Origin of the sequence: Bacteroides sp. AF39-11AC, from assembly GCF_003474285.1 — a bacterium.
Classification (GTDB): domain Bacteria; phylum Bacteroidota; class Bacteroidia; order Bacteroidales; family Bacteroidaceae; genus Bacteroides.
Genome location: NZ_QROH01000005.1, coordinates 532411 through 548032 on the forward strand (window position 1 = coordinate 532411; position 15622 = coordinate 548032).

The 15622-nt window shown below is 37.0% G+C and carries 12 protein-coding genes; 11 read left to right on the top strand and 1 reads right to left on the bottom strand.

What is annotated here, in order from left to right; genetic code table 11:
- The first annotated feature begins 100 nt into the window (after positions 1 to 100).
- From DW036_RS13405 to DW036_RS13450, 10 genes are all read left to right on the top strand, one after another.
- Entirely contained in the window at positions 101 to 2614 is a 2514-nt protein-coding gene (locus tag DW036_RS13405) for an LruC domain-containing protein (protein ID WP_118464806.1), read from the top strand.
- A 400-nt stretch (positions 2615 to 3014) separates the two neighbouring features.
- Positions 3015 to 3374 (top strand): PleD family two-component system response regulator, encoded by a 360-nt coding sequence (locus tag DW036_RS13410; protein ID WP_044534803.1) that lies wholly within the window; start codon positions 3015 to 3017, stop codon positions 3372 to 3374.
- A 27-nt stretch (positions 3375 to 3401) separates the two neighbouring features.
- Positions 3402 to 4574 (top strand): sugar transferase, encoded by a 1173-nt coding sequence (locus tag DW036_RS13415; protein WP_118464807.1) that lies wholly within the window; start codon positions 3402 to 3404, stop codon positions 4572 to 4574.
- 50 nt (positions 4575 to 4624) lie between these two features.
- The gene (locus DW036_RS13420; protein ID WP_118464808.1) at positions 4625 to 5461 is read left to right on the top strand and encodes a TolC family protein; all 837 of its coding nucleotides are present in this window, start codon (positions 4625 to 4627) and stop codon (positions 5459 to 5461) included.
- Between the two features lie 6 nt (positions 5462 to 5467).
- A complete protein-coding gene (locus DW036_RS13425; protein WP_118464809.1) occupies positions 5468 to 7633 on the top strand; it encodes a hypothetical protein in 2166 nt (721 codons plus the stop codon).
- 251 nt (positions 7634 to 7884) lie between these two features.
- Positions 7885 to 9129 carry an O-antigen ligase gene (locus DW036_RS13430; protein ID WP_233560426.1) on the top strand — a complete coding sequence of 415 codons (1245 nt, stop codon included), beginning with the start codon at positions 7885 to 7887 and terminating at the stop codon, positions 9127 to 9129.
- Between the two features lie 5 nt (positions 9130 to 9134).
- Positions 9135 to 10388 carry a glycosyltransferase family 2 protein gene (locus DW036_RS13435; RefSeq protein ID WP_118464811.1) on the top strand — a complete coding sequence of 418 codons (1254 nt, stop codon included), beginning with the start codon at positions 9135 to 9137 and terminating at the stop codon, positions 10386 to 10388.
- Positions 10385 to 11506 carry a glycosyltransferase family 1 protein gene (locus DW036_RS13440; protein ID WP_118464812.1) on the top strand — a complete coding sequence of 374 codons (1122 nt, stop codon included), beginning with the start codon at positions 10385 to 10387 and terminating at the stop codon, positions 11504 to 11506. The genes DW036_RS13435 and DW036_RS13440 overlap by 4 nt, the downstream gene beginning before the upstream one ends.
- A 16-nt stretch (positions 11507 to 11522) precedes the next feature.
- On the top strand, positions 11523 to 12668 hold the full coding sequence (locus tag DW036_RS13445; RefSeq protein ID WP_118464813.1) for a glycosyltransferase: 1146 nt from the start codon (positions 11523 to 11525) through the stop codon (positions 12666 to 12668).
- 21 nt (positions 12669 to 12689) lie between these two features.
- Positions 12690 to 13460 carry a class I SAM-dependent methyltransferase gene (locus tag DW036_RS13450; RefSeq protein WP_118464814.1) on the top strand — a complete coding sequence of 257 codons (771 nt, stop codon included), beginning with the start codon at positions 12690 to 12692 and terminating at the stop codon, positions 13458 to 13460.
- Between the two features lie 65 nt (positions 13461 to 13525).
- Here the strand turns inward: DW036_RS13450 and DW036_RS13455 are convergent, their stop codons facing one another.
- A complete protein-coding gene (locus DW036_RS13455) occupies positions 13526 to 14512 on the bottom strand; it encodes a glycosyltransferase (RefSeq protein ID WP_118464815.1) in 987 nt (328 codons plus the stop codon).
- Positions 14513 to 14670: 158 nt separating this feature from the next.
- Between DW036_RS13455 and DW036_RS13460 the strand changes: the two genes are divergently transcribed.
- Positions 14671 to 15618, top strand: coding sequence for a glycosyltransferase (locus DW036_RS13460; RefSeq protein ID WP_118464816.1), 948 nt, complete (start codon positions 14671 to 14673; stop codon positions 15616 to 15618).
- The last annotated feature ends 4 nt before the right edge of the window (positions 15619 to 15622 follow it).

Below are 15622 nucleotides of genomic sequence, written 5' to 3' on the forward strand. Positions count from 1 at the left end.
ATTACACGATTAAAAATTATAGTTATGAGAATAAGAAAACACGATTGCTTAATTAACCCTTGCAGCCCCCCTATTTTTAGCAGCTTGCGCGGACAAAGATGTGTACAACCCGGACAAGGTTCGCCCTATAGCCCCTGTTGAGAATCCCTTAGGAAAAGATTTTGTAGCCCCCGACGGCTTTGACTGGTCAATGATTACCACTGTCAAATTGAACATTGAAGTCAAAGATGAATTCAACGGACAGTACAATTATCTGATAGAAGTATTTACTTCCAATCCATTGTCAGACAAAACAGCAACGCCACTTGCTGCTGGATATGCCAAAAGTGGAAACAGTTATATAACAGAGATCAGTATACCTAAAAACTGCAAACAAGTCTTTGTACGCCAAACTGACCCTAACCAACGGAAAGAAATCTATCAATACACTATACCAGAAAATGGAGGTATACTAAATTGTAAGTTATATTATGCTACAACGACTACACGTACCGAAACATCCGAGAGTACTTCTGCCTATGAAGCAGCAAAACAAGCCGGAATAATAGAGCCTGAAGTACCTGACTATAAAGATAATATTGACGTACCATCAAAATCTGATCAACCAACAAATGATTGGGGGTCCGGCATGACATTCGATAATGGAGCCAAATACATCATCACAGAAAATTACACAGAAGTATCTCCATTTACTAAAGATATTCAAGTAAATGGTAGAATGAGTATCTATGTGAAAGGTACATGGAAAATCAGTACCACTTACTATGCTTTTGATATATATGTATTAGATGGTGGAAAAATCATCAGTGACAATGGACTTACATTCGATAACAAACCCAATCTGACAATAGCCCCCAAAGGACTTTTAAATATAAAAGGAACATTTAGCTTCCAGTGTAGCAAGATTGTAAATTTTGGTACTATTAAAGCTGCATCACTCATTAATCCGGGAAGTGCAGGAGAGTTCTACAACAACGGAGTTATTGAGACCACCAATCAGATAGCCCTCAATAAGACAACCTTTTTTAATTGTAATAAACTCGAAACGCCCCAATTAAACCTAGTTGACGCAGCCTTTGTGAACAAAGCAGATCTAAATGTAAAAGGGAATATCTCCATGAACGGAGGAACTCTGTTTAATAGTGCCAATATTTCTTTCAACAATGAGCCAAGTGGCCAAATCTGGACAAACAATGGCACAGGAACAAGAATTATTAATCATGATAAAGCTCAAATCAAAGGCTATGCCGTAAATACCGGACTTGCTTTATACAATGACGGCACTATTGAAGTTTTCAATTTCAACAGTGGAGGTTCTGGAGATCTTATATACAATGCTTGCATGATGATTATTAAAAATAATTTTTCTTTCAGAGATGTAACATTGAATCATGGTTCCATAACTGCAGGACTAGAGAATGAAGCATGGATGCCGACTCCTACTATATCTAATGAAAATGATGCTAAATTTAATTTACTAAATGGCTCTATCATTAAAGCTAGGACGTTAACTATAAAGAGCGGAAACAACCGCTTTATCGGAGGAAACACAGGTACAAAGACTAATAAGTCTATGATAAAGGCCCAACTTATCAAATATAATTGGACAACCCATCTGGAAGGGAATTTAGTCGTAGAAGGCACTCCAGACTACTCTCAAGCAAACAATAATGCAGACTGTCTTAAATCAGATCAAGGCATCATCCAAACAGGTTTTGATGAATCTAAATACGAAATTGAAACCTGCGGTGGCATCATCAACGAAGGTAATTCCGGTGATCCCGATCCCGTAGATCCTCCCAAACCGGATACAGGCGACAACACCATCTATACTTATGCTTTTGAGGATCAATGGCCCGCTTACGGTGACTTTGACATGAACGACATCGTTATTACTATTGACAAGATGAATATAACTGATGGCAAGAAGTTAACCATTCAAGGAAATGTACGTGCCGTAGGTTCCAGCCGTAAGACTGGTGTAGGAATTCAATTCTTGAATGTAAGCAGTAGTGGAGTAACCTTAAGTGGAAAAGTACAAAATGGATCTCCTGCCTTTGAAAGCGGACAAGATCACCCGGTTGTAATTCTCTGTACTAATGCACATAAGTATTGCAATCCTTCTATTGCAGATGATAACTTTACGTTCTATTGCACGGATCCAACTGCTGGAAGTACATACAATGGAAATGGAGCTGCGTTTGAAATCGCGATGACATTCTCTACAACTGAAGAAGCTATGGAAGCCATAAAGATCAAAAATATAGATGTATTCATTATAAGTAAAGAAAGCCAGGAAAATACAGGGCGTACAGAAATACACTTGCCCAATTATGCTCCTACCCAATTAGCCACTACTACTTTATTTGGAATGAGTAACGATGCTTCTGCACGCAATAACATGCTTAATGTTAACCAGAAAGGGTACTATATCAGTACTGAAGGTTTAGCATGGGGCATTTGTATACCGAGTACAGACGTATGGAAATACCCCAAAGAACGGAAAATGATTACAGATGTCTACCCTGATTTCAAAGGTTGGGTCACAAGCGGTGGAGCTAACAATACAGATTGGATATCCAATCATAATAATGACATTTTTATAAAACCCTAATCACCGATATGAAGCAAATTTCATAAAAAAGTCAGAAAATATCTGACTTTTTTATGTATCGCTTTACAGAACTGATCAATTACACTCTTTTCCTCCTTATCAAGAGCCTAAAAAGCGGAAAAACATTATTTGATGATTCTAAAGAGAAAGTTGTTTCATCTGACCGAGAAATATCTATTAAAAAGAGTTAATTATATGATTTTTCTCTCCCTATACAAATACAATTAGCGCAAATAAACGTATTTTTGCTTATTATCAAACGAAACAAATGTATTGACGAAAAAAGAATAAGATAAAACTGCCTTCATCGCTTGTAAAGCCCATAAAGAAAGCAGTTTTTTTTATGAACAAAAAACTTATAATATATAAAGCAGGTAACAGAATAATATAAATAGCAATAATGAAACAGATATTATTAGTAGATGATAAAGCCTCTATAGGCAAAGTGCTCTCTATGTACTTGGGAAAAGAGTATGATTTTGTATACTGCGAAGATCCCTTGAAGGCAATTGAGTGGCTACATGAAGGTAATGAACCCGATTTGATCATATCAGACATACGCATGCCAAAAATGAACGGTTCAGAGTTTCTTAAATACCTCAAGGACAATGAACTCTTCAAACATATCCCCGTTATGATGCTTTCGAGTGAAGAAAGTACTACCGAGCGTATCCGTTTGCTTGAAGAAGGTGCAGTAGACTACATCCTAAAGCCTTTCAATCCCATGGAATTGAAAGTACGCCTCAAAAAGTTCATCTGAATCAACAACAAATACGCATAAAAGGACATGTTATACTACATCTATATAGGGAATAATCGGATTAGTATCGATCATCTGAGCAAAGTCACAGGGGGTATGTTCGTTGCTGTCTCTTCTCCCCAGAAAGCGGCTAAAGTAATCGATGGCATCCGAGACAGGTATAACATATCCATTCTTTATGAACAAACTGAAACTCGCGAGGCAGACTGTATTGAGATAACCTATTTGCGTAAGCGATATCCTCGGGTTTACATCACTCTCATAACTGAAGAACTGAAATCCGAGAATCGGAAAGCTTATCTGCAAGCCGGAGTAAACAATACCCTCCCTCCACATGCCGAAGAAGATAATATTCAACACATGAATACATATCTCAGGGCACGTAAAGAGAGCAAGTTGAAAGAATTTAGCGAAACGCATCGCAAGGTACTGAACACTTTCCATCTTCCTCTATGGAAACGTACATTTGATGTACTTTTTGCAAGTGCAGCCGTTATCATTCTTTCTCCTGTATTGATAGGAACTGCCATTGCCATTCGTATAGAGAGCAAAGGGAAAGTTATTTACAAATCTCAGCGAGTAGGCTCTAACTATCAGATTTTCAACTTTTTAAAATTCCGTTCCATGTACACTAATGCGGATAAGCGATTGAAGGAATTAAATGCCCTCAATCAATATCAAATAGAAGAAGTTGAAAGTTCTGACGAAGGTCCTGAAATTCGTTTCGATGATCTTTCCGGTACGCCGGATGAAGAAGAAAGCTTATTGATTTCGGATGATTTTGTGATTTCCGAAGAGGATTTCGCGAAAAAGAAAGAAAAGGCTCTGAACAATACATTCATTAAATTAGAGAACGATCCACGTGTAACGCGTGTAGGACGTATCATTCGCAAATACAGCATTGATGAGTTGCCACAATTATTCAACATACTGAAAGGCGATATGAGTATTGTAGGAAATCGGCCACTCCCCCTCTATGAAGCAGAGTTGTTGACTAGTGATGCATATATAGACCGTTTTATGGCACCAGCGGGATTAACAGGATTGTGGCAAGTAGAGAAACGAGGTGAAGCAGGCAAAATGTCTGCTGAAGAAAGAAAACAATTGGATATAAAATATGCAAGAGATTTTTCATTTTGGCTGGATATGAAAATTCTGATCAAAACATTAACAGCATTTATCCAAAAAGAGAATGTTTAAACAGAGAGATAAATAAATAGCAGTTTGACACAATAGTGAATCAAAAAGAAATGATAAGAAAGTGTATCGCATATATTTATAGCATAGCCATTTGGGGGTTATTAGCTTTTCCTGCAACTATTGTTGCACAAGAACCGACTATGTCGCGTGAAGAACGCATCAAAGCTTTGGAACGTTTAAAAATGGAAGATGCACAATGGGAAAAAGCAACCTCCACTTATACAAAGAATGATGTGCCCATAGAAATCGAAAAGATGGAATTACCCCCCTTATCTATTTTTTTGGATGCTGTTACAGAGAATGCCACAGTAAAGCGGGCACAGTCACAGATAGATCAGGTGAAAAATGAATATCGCCTGCAGAAGCGTGAATGGTGGAATTATTTCCGGTTAAGTGGTATGTATTCATATGGACGATATAATGTCATTGGTAATACCAGTGATGAATTTACTCCCATGTATCAAACCACAATGTCAAGTGCACAACACAACTTCAATGTGGGTGCTAATGTCGGTGTTAGTCTTGGTGACTTATTTAATCGTCCATTAAAGCTAAAGAAATACAAATATAGCATCGAACAACTGGAGTATACACAAGATGAAGTAATGGAAGACCGAAAACTTAAAGTATTGGAAGCTTATAATGCAGTAACAGAGCAATTAGCTACCATTAAAGCTAAAGCTGAAACAGCTGCACTCTACAATGCACAGATGAAAATATCAGAAAATAATTTCATTCAAGGAAAGATAGATATTATTTCGCTTTCTCTGGAACGTGCACGACGTACTGGAGCCGTTACCAATTATGAACAAAGTAGGGTCGCATTGCACAACTCTATTGTACTATTGGAGATGTTGACCAATGTAAAAATCATAAAAGACAAATAATGCCTTATGGATATAATTCTATTCATATCACAATTTCTATACCGCATCCGCTATTGGCTGTTGTGGGGAACCCTTTTTGTTACAGGTTTAGTCATTTATTTCACTCAGTTTTTACCATATAGCTATACAGTGAAAAGTAGTTTATATGCAGGAATCACTAATTCGACTTCCATTGATGGAAGTGCCATAAACTATACAGCTATTAATAGTACATTTGACAATCTTATTAATATTGCAAAATCTCGTGGTACATTGGAGAAAGTGTCTCTCCGCTTATTAGCCAATTCTTTTACTTATGGTGAAGAATGGAAAGATAACCAGTATATCCAAGCGAAACATTACCGTCAGTTATTGCAAATAACCCCTAAAGAAGTGTTAGCATTAATAGATCGGAAAGATGTTGAAAAAACGCTTGCTAATCTCACCGCATATAGAAAAGAGAATAGTAATAACTTTATATATTCTATATTCAATCGTCCTGTACCATTTTATAGTGCCCTAGCATTAGATGAAATCACCATAAAACGTGCAGGGAACAGTGATATCCTTGAAATTTTATATACTTCCGCAGATCCCGGAATTACTCAAAAGACAGTAAGTATTTTAATAGACGAATTAATAAAATCTTATGAGATACTTCGTTTTAAATCAACCAATGATGTTATTGCTTATTTTGAGAAACAAGTTCGTTTAGCCAAAGAAGCTCTGAATAGAGAAGAGGACGATTTAATGAATTATAATGTTCAAGAACGTGTCATCAATTATCCGGAAGAAACTAAGGCTTTGGCAAATACACGTTATGATACAGAAGACCGTCTTGAAGATGTAGAACGGCTTTATGAGAGTGCGTTTGCCCTACGTAATATGCTGGAAGAAAAAATGGATATTCGGGCACAGATCATTCGTAGTAATACAAATCTTCTGCAAGAGTTGAATAAAGTCAGCACGCTCAATCAGAGCATTATGGAACATGAAATATTTACCTCAGAAGAGAATCAGGAAGCAAATGATAAACTGAGAAGAGATAGAGATGCATTAAAAAAAGCAGAAGATCAAATCAACCATATTTCTGATAACTTAAACGAATTTAGTTTTTCTAAAGAGGGAGTCGGCATTCAAGATATGGTTACTGAATGGTTAGCAGCCTGTATTGGTGAAGCTAAAGCAAAAGCTGAGTTAGATGTGTTAAAAAGACGTCAGCAAGATATATTTGATCAGTACAGCCACATGTCTCCTATTGGTACACAAATTGGTCGTAAAGAACGTGCCATCGGCATAGCAGAAGATAACTATCGTACCCAGCTCAAAGGATTAGCTGATGCCAATCTTCGTTTAAAGAATATTGAAATGAGTACAAGTAACTTGCAAACAGTGGCTTCTCCTGATTTTCCTCTGACAGACAATGGACGTAAACGCATACTCTACGTATTAATAGCCTTTGTTGGCAGTATTGTATTTATTGTTACTTACTTCTTGCTCATCGAAATATTAGACCGCACCTTACGTGATCCTCTCCGCAGTAAACGTCTCAGTGGTTTACCCGTCATTGCAGCATTCAACGGTATAAACAATTTGAAATATCGTGGTTTCTTAAAAGTATGCAATCGAATTGCCGCTGCCTATTGCTGTCGCAAGCTGGATAAGTACATGACTCCGGGACAACCGGCAGTTATCAATATGCTTAGTATCAATCCCCGCGAAGGGAAGTCATTCTTAGCAAAATATTTCATCGAGCATTGGCAATCCGAGGGAGTTCGTGTACGCTTGGTACAATATGGCGTAGACTTCGAAGTAGATGATAAGAAATATATCCAAGCTGAACAACTATCTGATTTTTGGAAGCTAAATGAAGCGGAGCAAATTCCTGATATTATTTTGGTAGAATATCCGGCAATACAAGATAGTTCAGTACCTTTATCCGCACTTCAGAAAGCAAATGCAACCTTACTCATAGCCAACGCTCAACGTTTGTGGCGAAATAGTGACGATGCAACACTCGCTCCGATAAAAGAATATCTGGAAAATAGTCCTTTCTTCCTTTATCTGAATAATGCAGACCGCGATGTAGTTGAATCATTTACAGGTGAGTTGCCACCTAAAATGCCCGTACATTCATTCTTTAGCAGATTGGCACAATTAGGACTGACTTCACAAAAGGCGGCTGTAAAATAGTGTAATAATAAAAACTAATGGTATATAGTAACCCACATAAAAGTTATGACCTGCCGCCTAAGGGCCTTACTTTCCTACTGTTAACAGTAGGATTAGTTACTATTGTGACATCTATTATTGCTCAGAAACTAATAATAGCTGCCACAGTTATATGTTTACCTTTAGCAGCGATCATACTTATCTATGGTAGTCAGTCACCTCGTTTAGGTTATATACTATATGCAACTTATTCATATTTCCTCACAGCAATTATGCGCTATAGTCGCCAGGAAGGACTGAGTGTAGTTCTGGATATTTTGTTAGTATACATGACTATCACTATTCTTTTTGCCTCCATCCGAAAAACGTCCAATATAAAAATCTCAAATGCAATTAATGTACTTACTGTCAGCTATATTGTTTGGATGATATTTATTTTAGTTCAACTTGGTAATCCCGGCATTCGTGACGAAGGCGTTACACTTGCCATCCGTAGCTGGATATTAGGAACGTTTGTACTTTACATAATTTCCTCTTTATTAGCGGATAATCCCAAAGCCCTCAAAGTAGGACTAATAACCATTGGAGCATTTACTCTAATTGCTTTCCTTAAACTCTTATATCAAAAATACCGTTGGTTTGATGTAGCTGAAACAGAATGGCTCATGAAATACAGTTGGTACACCCATATATTAAGTACCGGAGTTCGCTATTTTTCAATTTTCAGTGACGCTGGTAACTTTGGTACACACATGGGCCTTATCACTATTGTTTATTCTATTGTTGGCATCCATACTCGCAATAGGTGGTTGTCACTATTTTACATTAGTGTTGCCGTAATGGGAGCAATAGGAGTATTGATGTCCGGTACTCGTGGAGCTATAGTTGTTCCCTTTGGAGGGCTTATTTTATATTGCTTTATATGTAAAAATATGAAGGTCATGATAATTTCCATCCTAACCGGAGCAATCATGTTTTCTTTTTTCGCTTACACTGATATAGGAGACCAGAACTCAATCATACGCCGTATGAGAACTGCCTTTCGCCCATCGGACGATGCTTCATACAACGTTCGTACTGAGAATAGAAAGCTTATTGCAGATTACCTTGAACACCATCCATGGGGTACAGGTTTAGAAAATGGTGTTCCCAGAACAGTAAGGACTCCCGAAGGGGAACTTATCAGAGAAGATTTCATTCCACCTGACTCTTATTATGTGAAATTATGGATGCAGACAGGTATCTTCGGTCTGATACTTTACATAACCATTTATACCATAGTCTTAATCAGGTGTTGTTATATCATCATGTTTCGTATACGCAACCGGGTACTCCTCCATACGCTTGCAGCTCTTTTGTGTGGTGTCTTCGGCGTATGGCTCAACGGTTATGTCGGAGAAGGTATGGGACAACCGCCTACGAATTTCGTCATAGTCGCTTCACTTGCATTCGTGTTGAATGGCCCCTATATAGATAAACAAATTACTCAACAGAAATTAATTAAAATAAAGCAATAATCACTATGAATGATATTTTTTCCATATTCAATCCCGACTGGTGGATGGATGAGAATAATAACGCTTTGCAGATTGCCGATGCTGTCTTATTTTTGTTATTATGCATCCCGGTGTTGTATCTCTTCATTTGTGCACTGTTCTCGCTTGGTAAGTATAAAAACCCTTATCCACCTGCCAAAGTCACACACCGTTTCCTCGTACTTTTCACAGTATTGCGTAATGGCAAAGAAGTGATAAATTCTATCAATCACTTTCTGGATTCCCAAATTTATCCGCGTAATAAGTACGATGTAGCTGTTGCAGCGACCCAATTACCAGAGGAGGATCTCGTAACTTTGCTTCAAATGCCTGTCAACATCGTTGTCCCCGATAAGGAGCAATGTACCAAGGTTTATGCTATTCAGCAAGTAATGGAGCGTTATTCTCCTGCAGAGTACGACATGGTAGTTATTTTCAACTCTGACAATCGGATTGTCCCTAATGCCTTGAGTCTCTTTAATAACGCCTATTATTCTGGATGTGACGCCATTCAGGCTCATCGTATGACAGAAAATCTGACTACCAGTATTGCTGTACTAAATGCCACCAGTGAAGAAATCAATAATAACATTTTCCGTAAAGCACACACCCGTATGGGGTTCTCATCTGCTTTAATTGGATCCGCTATGGCATTTGACTTTTCAATGTTCCATGAATTAGCTCCCAATTTAAAAGGATCCGATTTGAGTAAATCAATGGAAACAGCACTGTTGAAACAAAATATTTTCACTGAGTATATGGAAGAAGTAGTATGCTACAGTAAGAAAGAAGAGAGTGCTGATGGCTACGAAGCGCAACGTATCGGTTGGCTCCGTTCACAATATAGTAGTACAATTTTTGCACTAAAAAAATTGCCAATAACTTTACTGAGAGGCCAATGGGACTATTCCCTTAAGCTTTTCCAATGGCTGATGCCTTCGCGTTTTCTACTAATTGCCCTTATTGTATGTTGTGCTATTGGTATTACACTGCTCGATTGGTCACTCAGCTTTAAATGGTATGCTCTTTTAACTGTTATCGCTATAACATTCTTAATGGCATTGCCCGATGGAGAAGTAAACAAACGTTTCAAACATTCAATATGGGCTTTACCTATCCTTGTATTTGCATCTGTATTCAGCCATTTTACAAGATTCTTCCAATTCAAGAAAACTAAGAAGAAAGAGAAAAAAGTAAAAACAGAAGAAACAGAAGAAAAAAAAAACAGAAAGAAGGACTGAAGATAGCTATTGAAGCCCAACGCATCTTTCGTCCAAACAAACACGGTATGGATTTCGTTGCACTGGAAACCATTCGTGAATTGCAGAAAAGGAATGACGGCAACCAGTATTTCGTTATCGTTGCTCCAGGAGAAGATCGCTGCTTAAAAGAGTCTCCCAATCTTTCCATAATAGAGTTGAAAAGTTCAACTTATCCACTTTGGGAACAAGTGGCTCTTCCACGCATAGTGAAGCGTTTAGGCGTCGATTTATTGCATTGCACTTCGAATACGGCTCCTTTAAGATGCCCTGTTCCTCTTGTGTTAACTCTTCATGATATTATATATCTGGAACCCAGACAACATCGCAGTCCATCTCTTTATCAAGAGATGGGCTGGCATTATCGTCGCTTAGTAGTTCCTCGTATCCTTAAAAAATGTAAGAAGATTATCACGGTATCACAGTTTGAATGTGACCGCATACGCCAAGCCTTGAATATTCCATCCGAACATATTACAGCTATTTACAATGGCTACAGTACCCATTTTACCCAGCAAACTGCAATAGATTTAGACATTGTTCAAAAGTATATTCCCCATAATGATTTTCTATTCTTTTTGGGTAATACCGACCCAAAGAAAAACGCTGCGCGAACTTTAAAAGCGTACAGCCTTTATTTGCAACAATCTGAAGTTAAACGTCCGCTACTCATTGCAGACCTGAAAGAAGATTATATCGACCATCTATTAAATCAGGAAAAAATAGTGGGAATCAAATCCTACCTCTATTATCCGGGATACATTGCCAATAAAGATTTGGCAACGCTCTATAATGCCGCTTTCGCCTTTCTTTATCCTTCGCTCCGCGAAAGTTTTGGTATTCCGATGATTGAAGCCATGGCTTGCGGAACCCCTATTATTATAGGCAATACTTCAGCCATGCCCGAAGTTGCCGGAGGAGGCGCCATGTCTGTCGATCCCTATAAACCGGAAGAAATATCAAATGCTATATTGAAACTGGAGACTGATAGTGTGTTATACCAAAGACAAAAAGAATATGGGATAGCTCGAGCCAGTTTGTTTTCGTGGAAGAAAACGGCAGATGAATGTGTAGAAATATACCAATCGTTACATTTATAAAAGCTATCATACGCTTATGGAAACTCTATTTTTAGTCTTTTATGGTTTTCAAGAGTACAATGGTATCAGTAAAAAAATAAGATATCAGATATCAGCTCTTGAAAAATGCGGAATGAATGTCCATACTTGCCATTATGAAGTGATGCCGGATGGACAAAGACAATGGATGATTGACAACTCGGTATTGGAGAGCCTAGGTAAAGGAATGATTGCTAAACTCAAGAAACGGGTATCGTTTCATGCTATCATCCACTATATTATAGAAAAGAATATTCCATTCGTTTATATTCGCTCTTATCACAATGCCAATCCTTTTACCATACATTTGGTGAAAATGCTAAAAAAACATGGAGTGATAATATTCTTAGAGATACCAACATACCCCTATGATCAAGAATATTCCTCAATTACAGAAAAAATAGAATTATATACGGACAAGTTATTCCGTCATACATTCAGCAAGTATATTGATGCTATTGTCACCTATTCAAATGACACGGAAATTTTCGGTCAGCGTACTATACAACTTTCCAATGGCATAGATTTCAGCAACATCCCTTTACGAAACAAAACCAATGACACAAGCCGTGAACTTCATTTGATAGGTGTTGCCGAAATACACTTCTGGCATGGATTCGATCGCCTAATCAGAGGTTTGGGAGAATATTACGACAATCATCCTAAATACAAGGTATACTTTCACCTCGTAGGCAATTTTAGCGGAAAACGTGAACGAGATGAAATAATGACTCCTATCAAAGAATATGAATTAGAACCATACGTCATTTTGTATGGGGCACTCCACGGAGAAGAATTGAATAGGCTTTTTAATCATGCGGACTTTGCTATTGGCAGCCTGGGACGTCATCGAAGTGGTATATATAATATTAAAACTCTAAAAAACAGAGAATATGCAGCACGTGGATTTGCATTCACCTACTCTGAAACAGATGACGATTTCGATCACATGCCATACGTATTGAAAATTCCAGCAAATGAAAGTCACGTAAATATTACACAAATAATTGATTTTTTTCATTCGATGTCAATGCCACCAAGTGATATTAGAGCATCCATTCAACACCTGTCATGGGATGAACAAATGAAAAAAGTACATGAAGAAGTGATTCAAAAAAGACAGACAATTAATTCTGAATTATAAACTATAAGCAATAAATTGTAAATGAAAACAGCTACTCCGTATAGTCAATATGACTTAAAAATTCGCAGAAGAGATAAAGTTGTTGAAGTAGGCTCCGGTCATAATCCGACTTATCGCGCCAATGTCATTGTAGAAAGATATATTGACAGCAATCTCCATAGATGTGGAGACGTAAAAATATATCCGCATCAAATCTTTATAAATGCTGATGGAGAGCATCTCCCTTTTAAAGATAAAGAGTTCGATTATATAATATGTAACCAAACCCTTGAACATGTAAATGATCCCACACAGTTCATAAAAGAACATTGCCGTGTTGCCAAACGCGGATATATGGAAACTCCCAGCTTTCTAGGTGAATTTTTGCATCCAAAAAAATCCCACAAATGGGTAATATTAGCTATTGATGGAAAACTGGTGCTTTTTGAAAAAAGTAAGATGCCGGATTATGGGCATGACTATGGAATGTTATTTCTAAATTATCTGCCTTATCAATCATTGACTTATAAGATTCTTCAAATGTCAGATCCACAACTGACAACTAACCGATATGAGTGGAAAGACGATATAGATTTTATTGTTAATCCAACAGATGAATACTATCGTTCATTCTTCACTCAACCATGGACGAGAGAAATGGTAGAAAAAATTTTCCCACGAAGTAATTTTTTTAAAGAATTCGGGAAGCTAATAAAAGGCATCGGATATCTCATAAAATATGAACTGAAGAAATTTACTCCTCGTAAAAAACTTCTTTCATTAGACGAATACAAACAGTTAAAAGGTATTTAGCAAGAAAATAGAATAAAAAAGGTATACCATAAGTGTTCACTAAAAGTGGACACTTATAAAAAATATTATAATTTTATTTTAGTTTTCCTATATTTAAAGTAATATTTAGGAGACAATACTATAAAAAACAAGGCTCCAATCATACTCAATCCACATTTTCCATGGTATTTTATCAATGCTCTCTTGTGAGAATTAATGTATTCAAACGCTTGTAAATAATAAGGCAAAGTATCCTTATATTCAAACATAGCAGCTCTCCCTATCATTAAATTGTAGTATTGAAGACAGTGAACTGTGCAAATTTCATTCAAAGCAGGAAAAGATTCTTTTACTTTATCATTAGTTAATTTTAATCGAAAGGTCATATTACAAAGAAAATTCTGTATATGAGATATATAATATTCCCGTGATAAAGAAGATGTCCTATGAGTGTATATATAGAGCGGTTTATCAACAATTGTCACCACATTACTTTTCATAAAGACCTCTAGGTTGAAAATAAAATCTTCTTCGGTCTTAAGTCCATCAATAAAACGAATATGATATCTATCCAAAAGGCTTTTCTTATAAATTTTTGTCCAACACTGAGAATAGATCATGTTTTTTTCCAATAAATGTCTTAATCCCTCTTCTTGATTTAAAACAAAATCTCTACCAGTACAACCTTCATGAGATTTATTCCCAACTTCATCGATTTGCAGATAAGAACAACAAGCTACATCTGCATCATTGTGCATCGCATTGTCAAGTAGCAAAGCATACATTTTGGGGTTAAGTTCATCATCACTATCTATAAATGAAATATATTCTCCTTGAGCCAGTTCATACCCTTTATTCTTAGCTGTAGCAGGACCAGAATTATCAATATGAATGCATTGGATAAAATCGTATTTCAATTCATAATTACTACATATTTCAGATGAGGAGTCTTTTGAGCCATCGTCAACTAAAATAATTTCTAAGTCTTTTTCGTCTTGAGCCAAGATGCTGCCAAGACATTTATCGAGATACTTTTCTGTATTATATACCGGAATTATAATGCTCAGTTTCATAATGATACATTTAATGTTTAATTCAGAATTAAGACTAAAAACATCAAAGAATGATGCATATATAACAAAGATACACTATTAAATCAAAAAATACAACTATTAGCTATCACTTTAAATAATATTTTTACTACCTTTGTAAGTATCAAACAACCAAAGGAATGAATCATTGCATCAAAAATAGCAATCCATCCCCAAAAGTTTCCGTCATAATACCTGTATACAATACAGGCGACTACCTGCGTGAAACATTAAACAGTATATGTACCCAGACATTGGAAGAACAGGAAATCATCCTGCTCAATGATGGTTCCACAGATGGCAGTATGAAGATCATTGAAGAATACGCGACAAAGGACTCACGGATTCAATATCATACACAACCCAACCAAGGACTATCCGTTGCACGGAATCAAGCCATGAAACATGCCACAGGAAAATATATATATTTCATGGACAGTGATGATCTCCTGGATCGAAATGCATTGCAACAATGTTACCAGACTTGTGAGAAGGACAATTTAGACTTCGTGTTTTTCGATGCTGAACCCATCCTTGACTCTGCAAGAACTGAAAACATTCCGGACTACAACCGGAAAGAAAAAATTGATGAAAACGTATGGAAGGGAATAGACCTGCTGAATTATGAGTTAGACAATCAGCTGTTTAGAACTCCCGTTTGGCTATGCTTTGTTAATCGCCAGTTTCTAAATAAGTTTTTTAAAAGATTCCCTCCCGGAACTATCCATGAAGATCATCCTTTCGCCTTACAAATATATTTGTATGCGGAACGCATACGCTACATTCCACAGCCATTTTTTAAAAGGAGGATACGAAGCGGTTCTATCATGACGCAACGCTTCAGTATGCGAAATATAGAAGGGTATACGGCTGCTTTCACCGAAATATGCAATTTGCTGCCACAGCATCCTGAATGGGCATCCGTCATCAACAAATATCTGTTTCAAACTTTGAACGATGTGATATGGGCAGGACACAGAATGACTTTTTTAGAAAAAATAGAAACAGCCTGCCGTTTCCGGCGTTTAGCTATCGGTAAGTATATCACCTTTAGAAACTGGGCAGTATTCTGGTTGAAAAGAAAATAAGAAG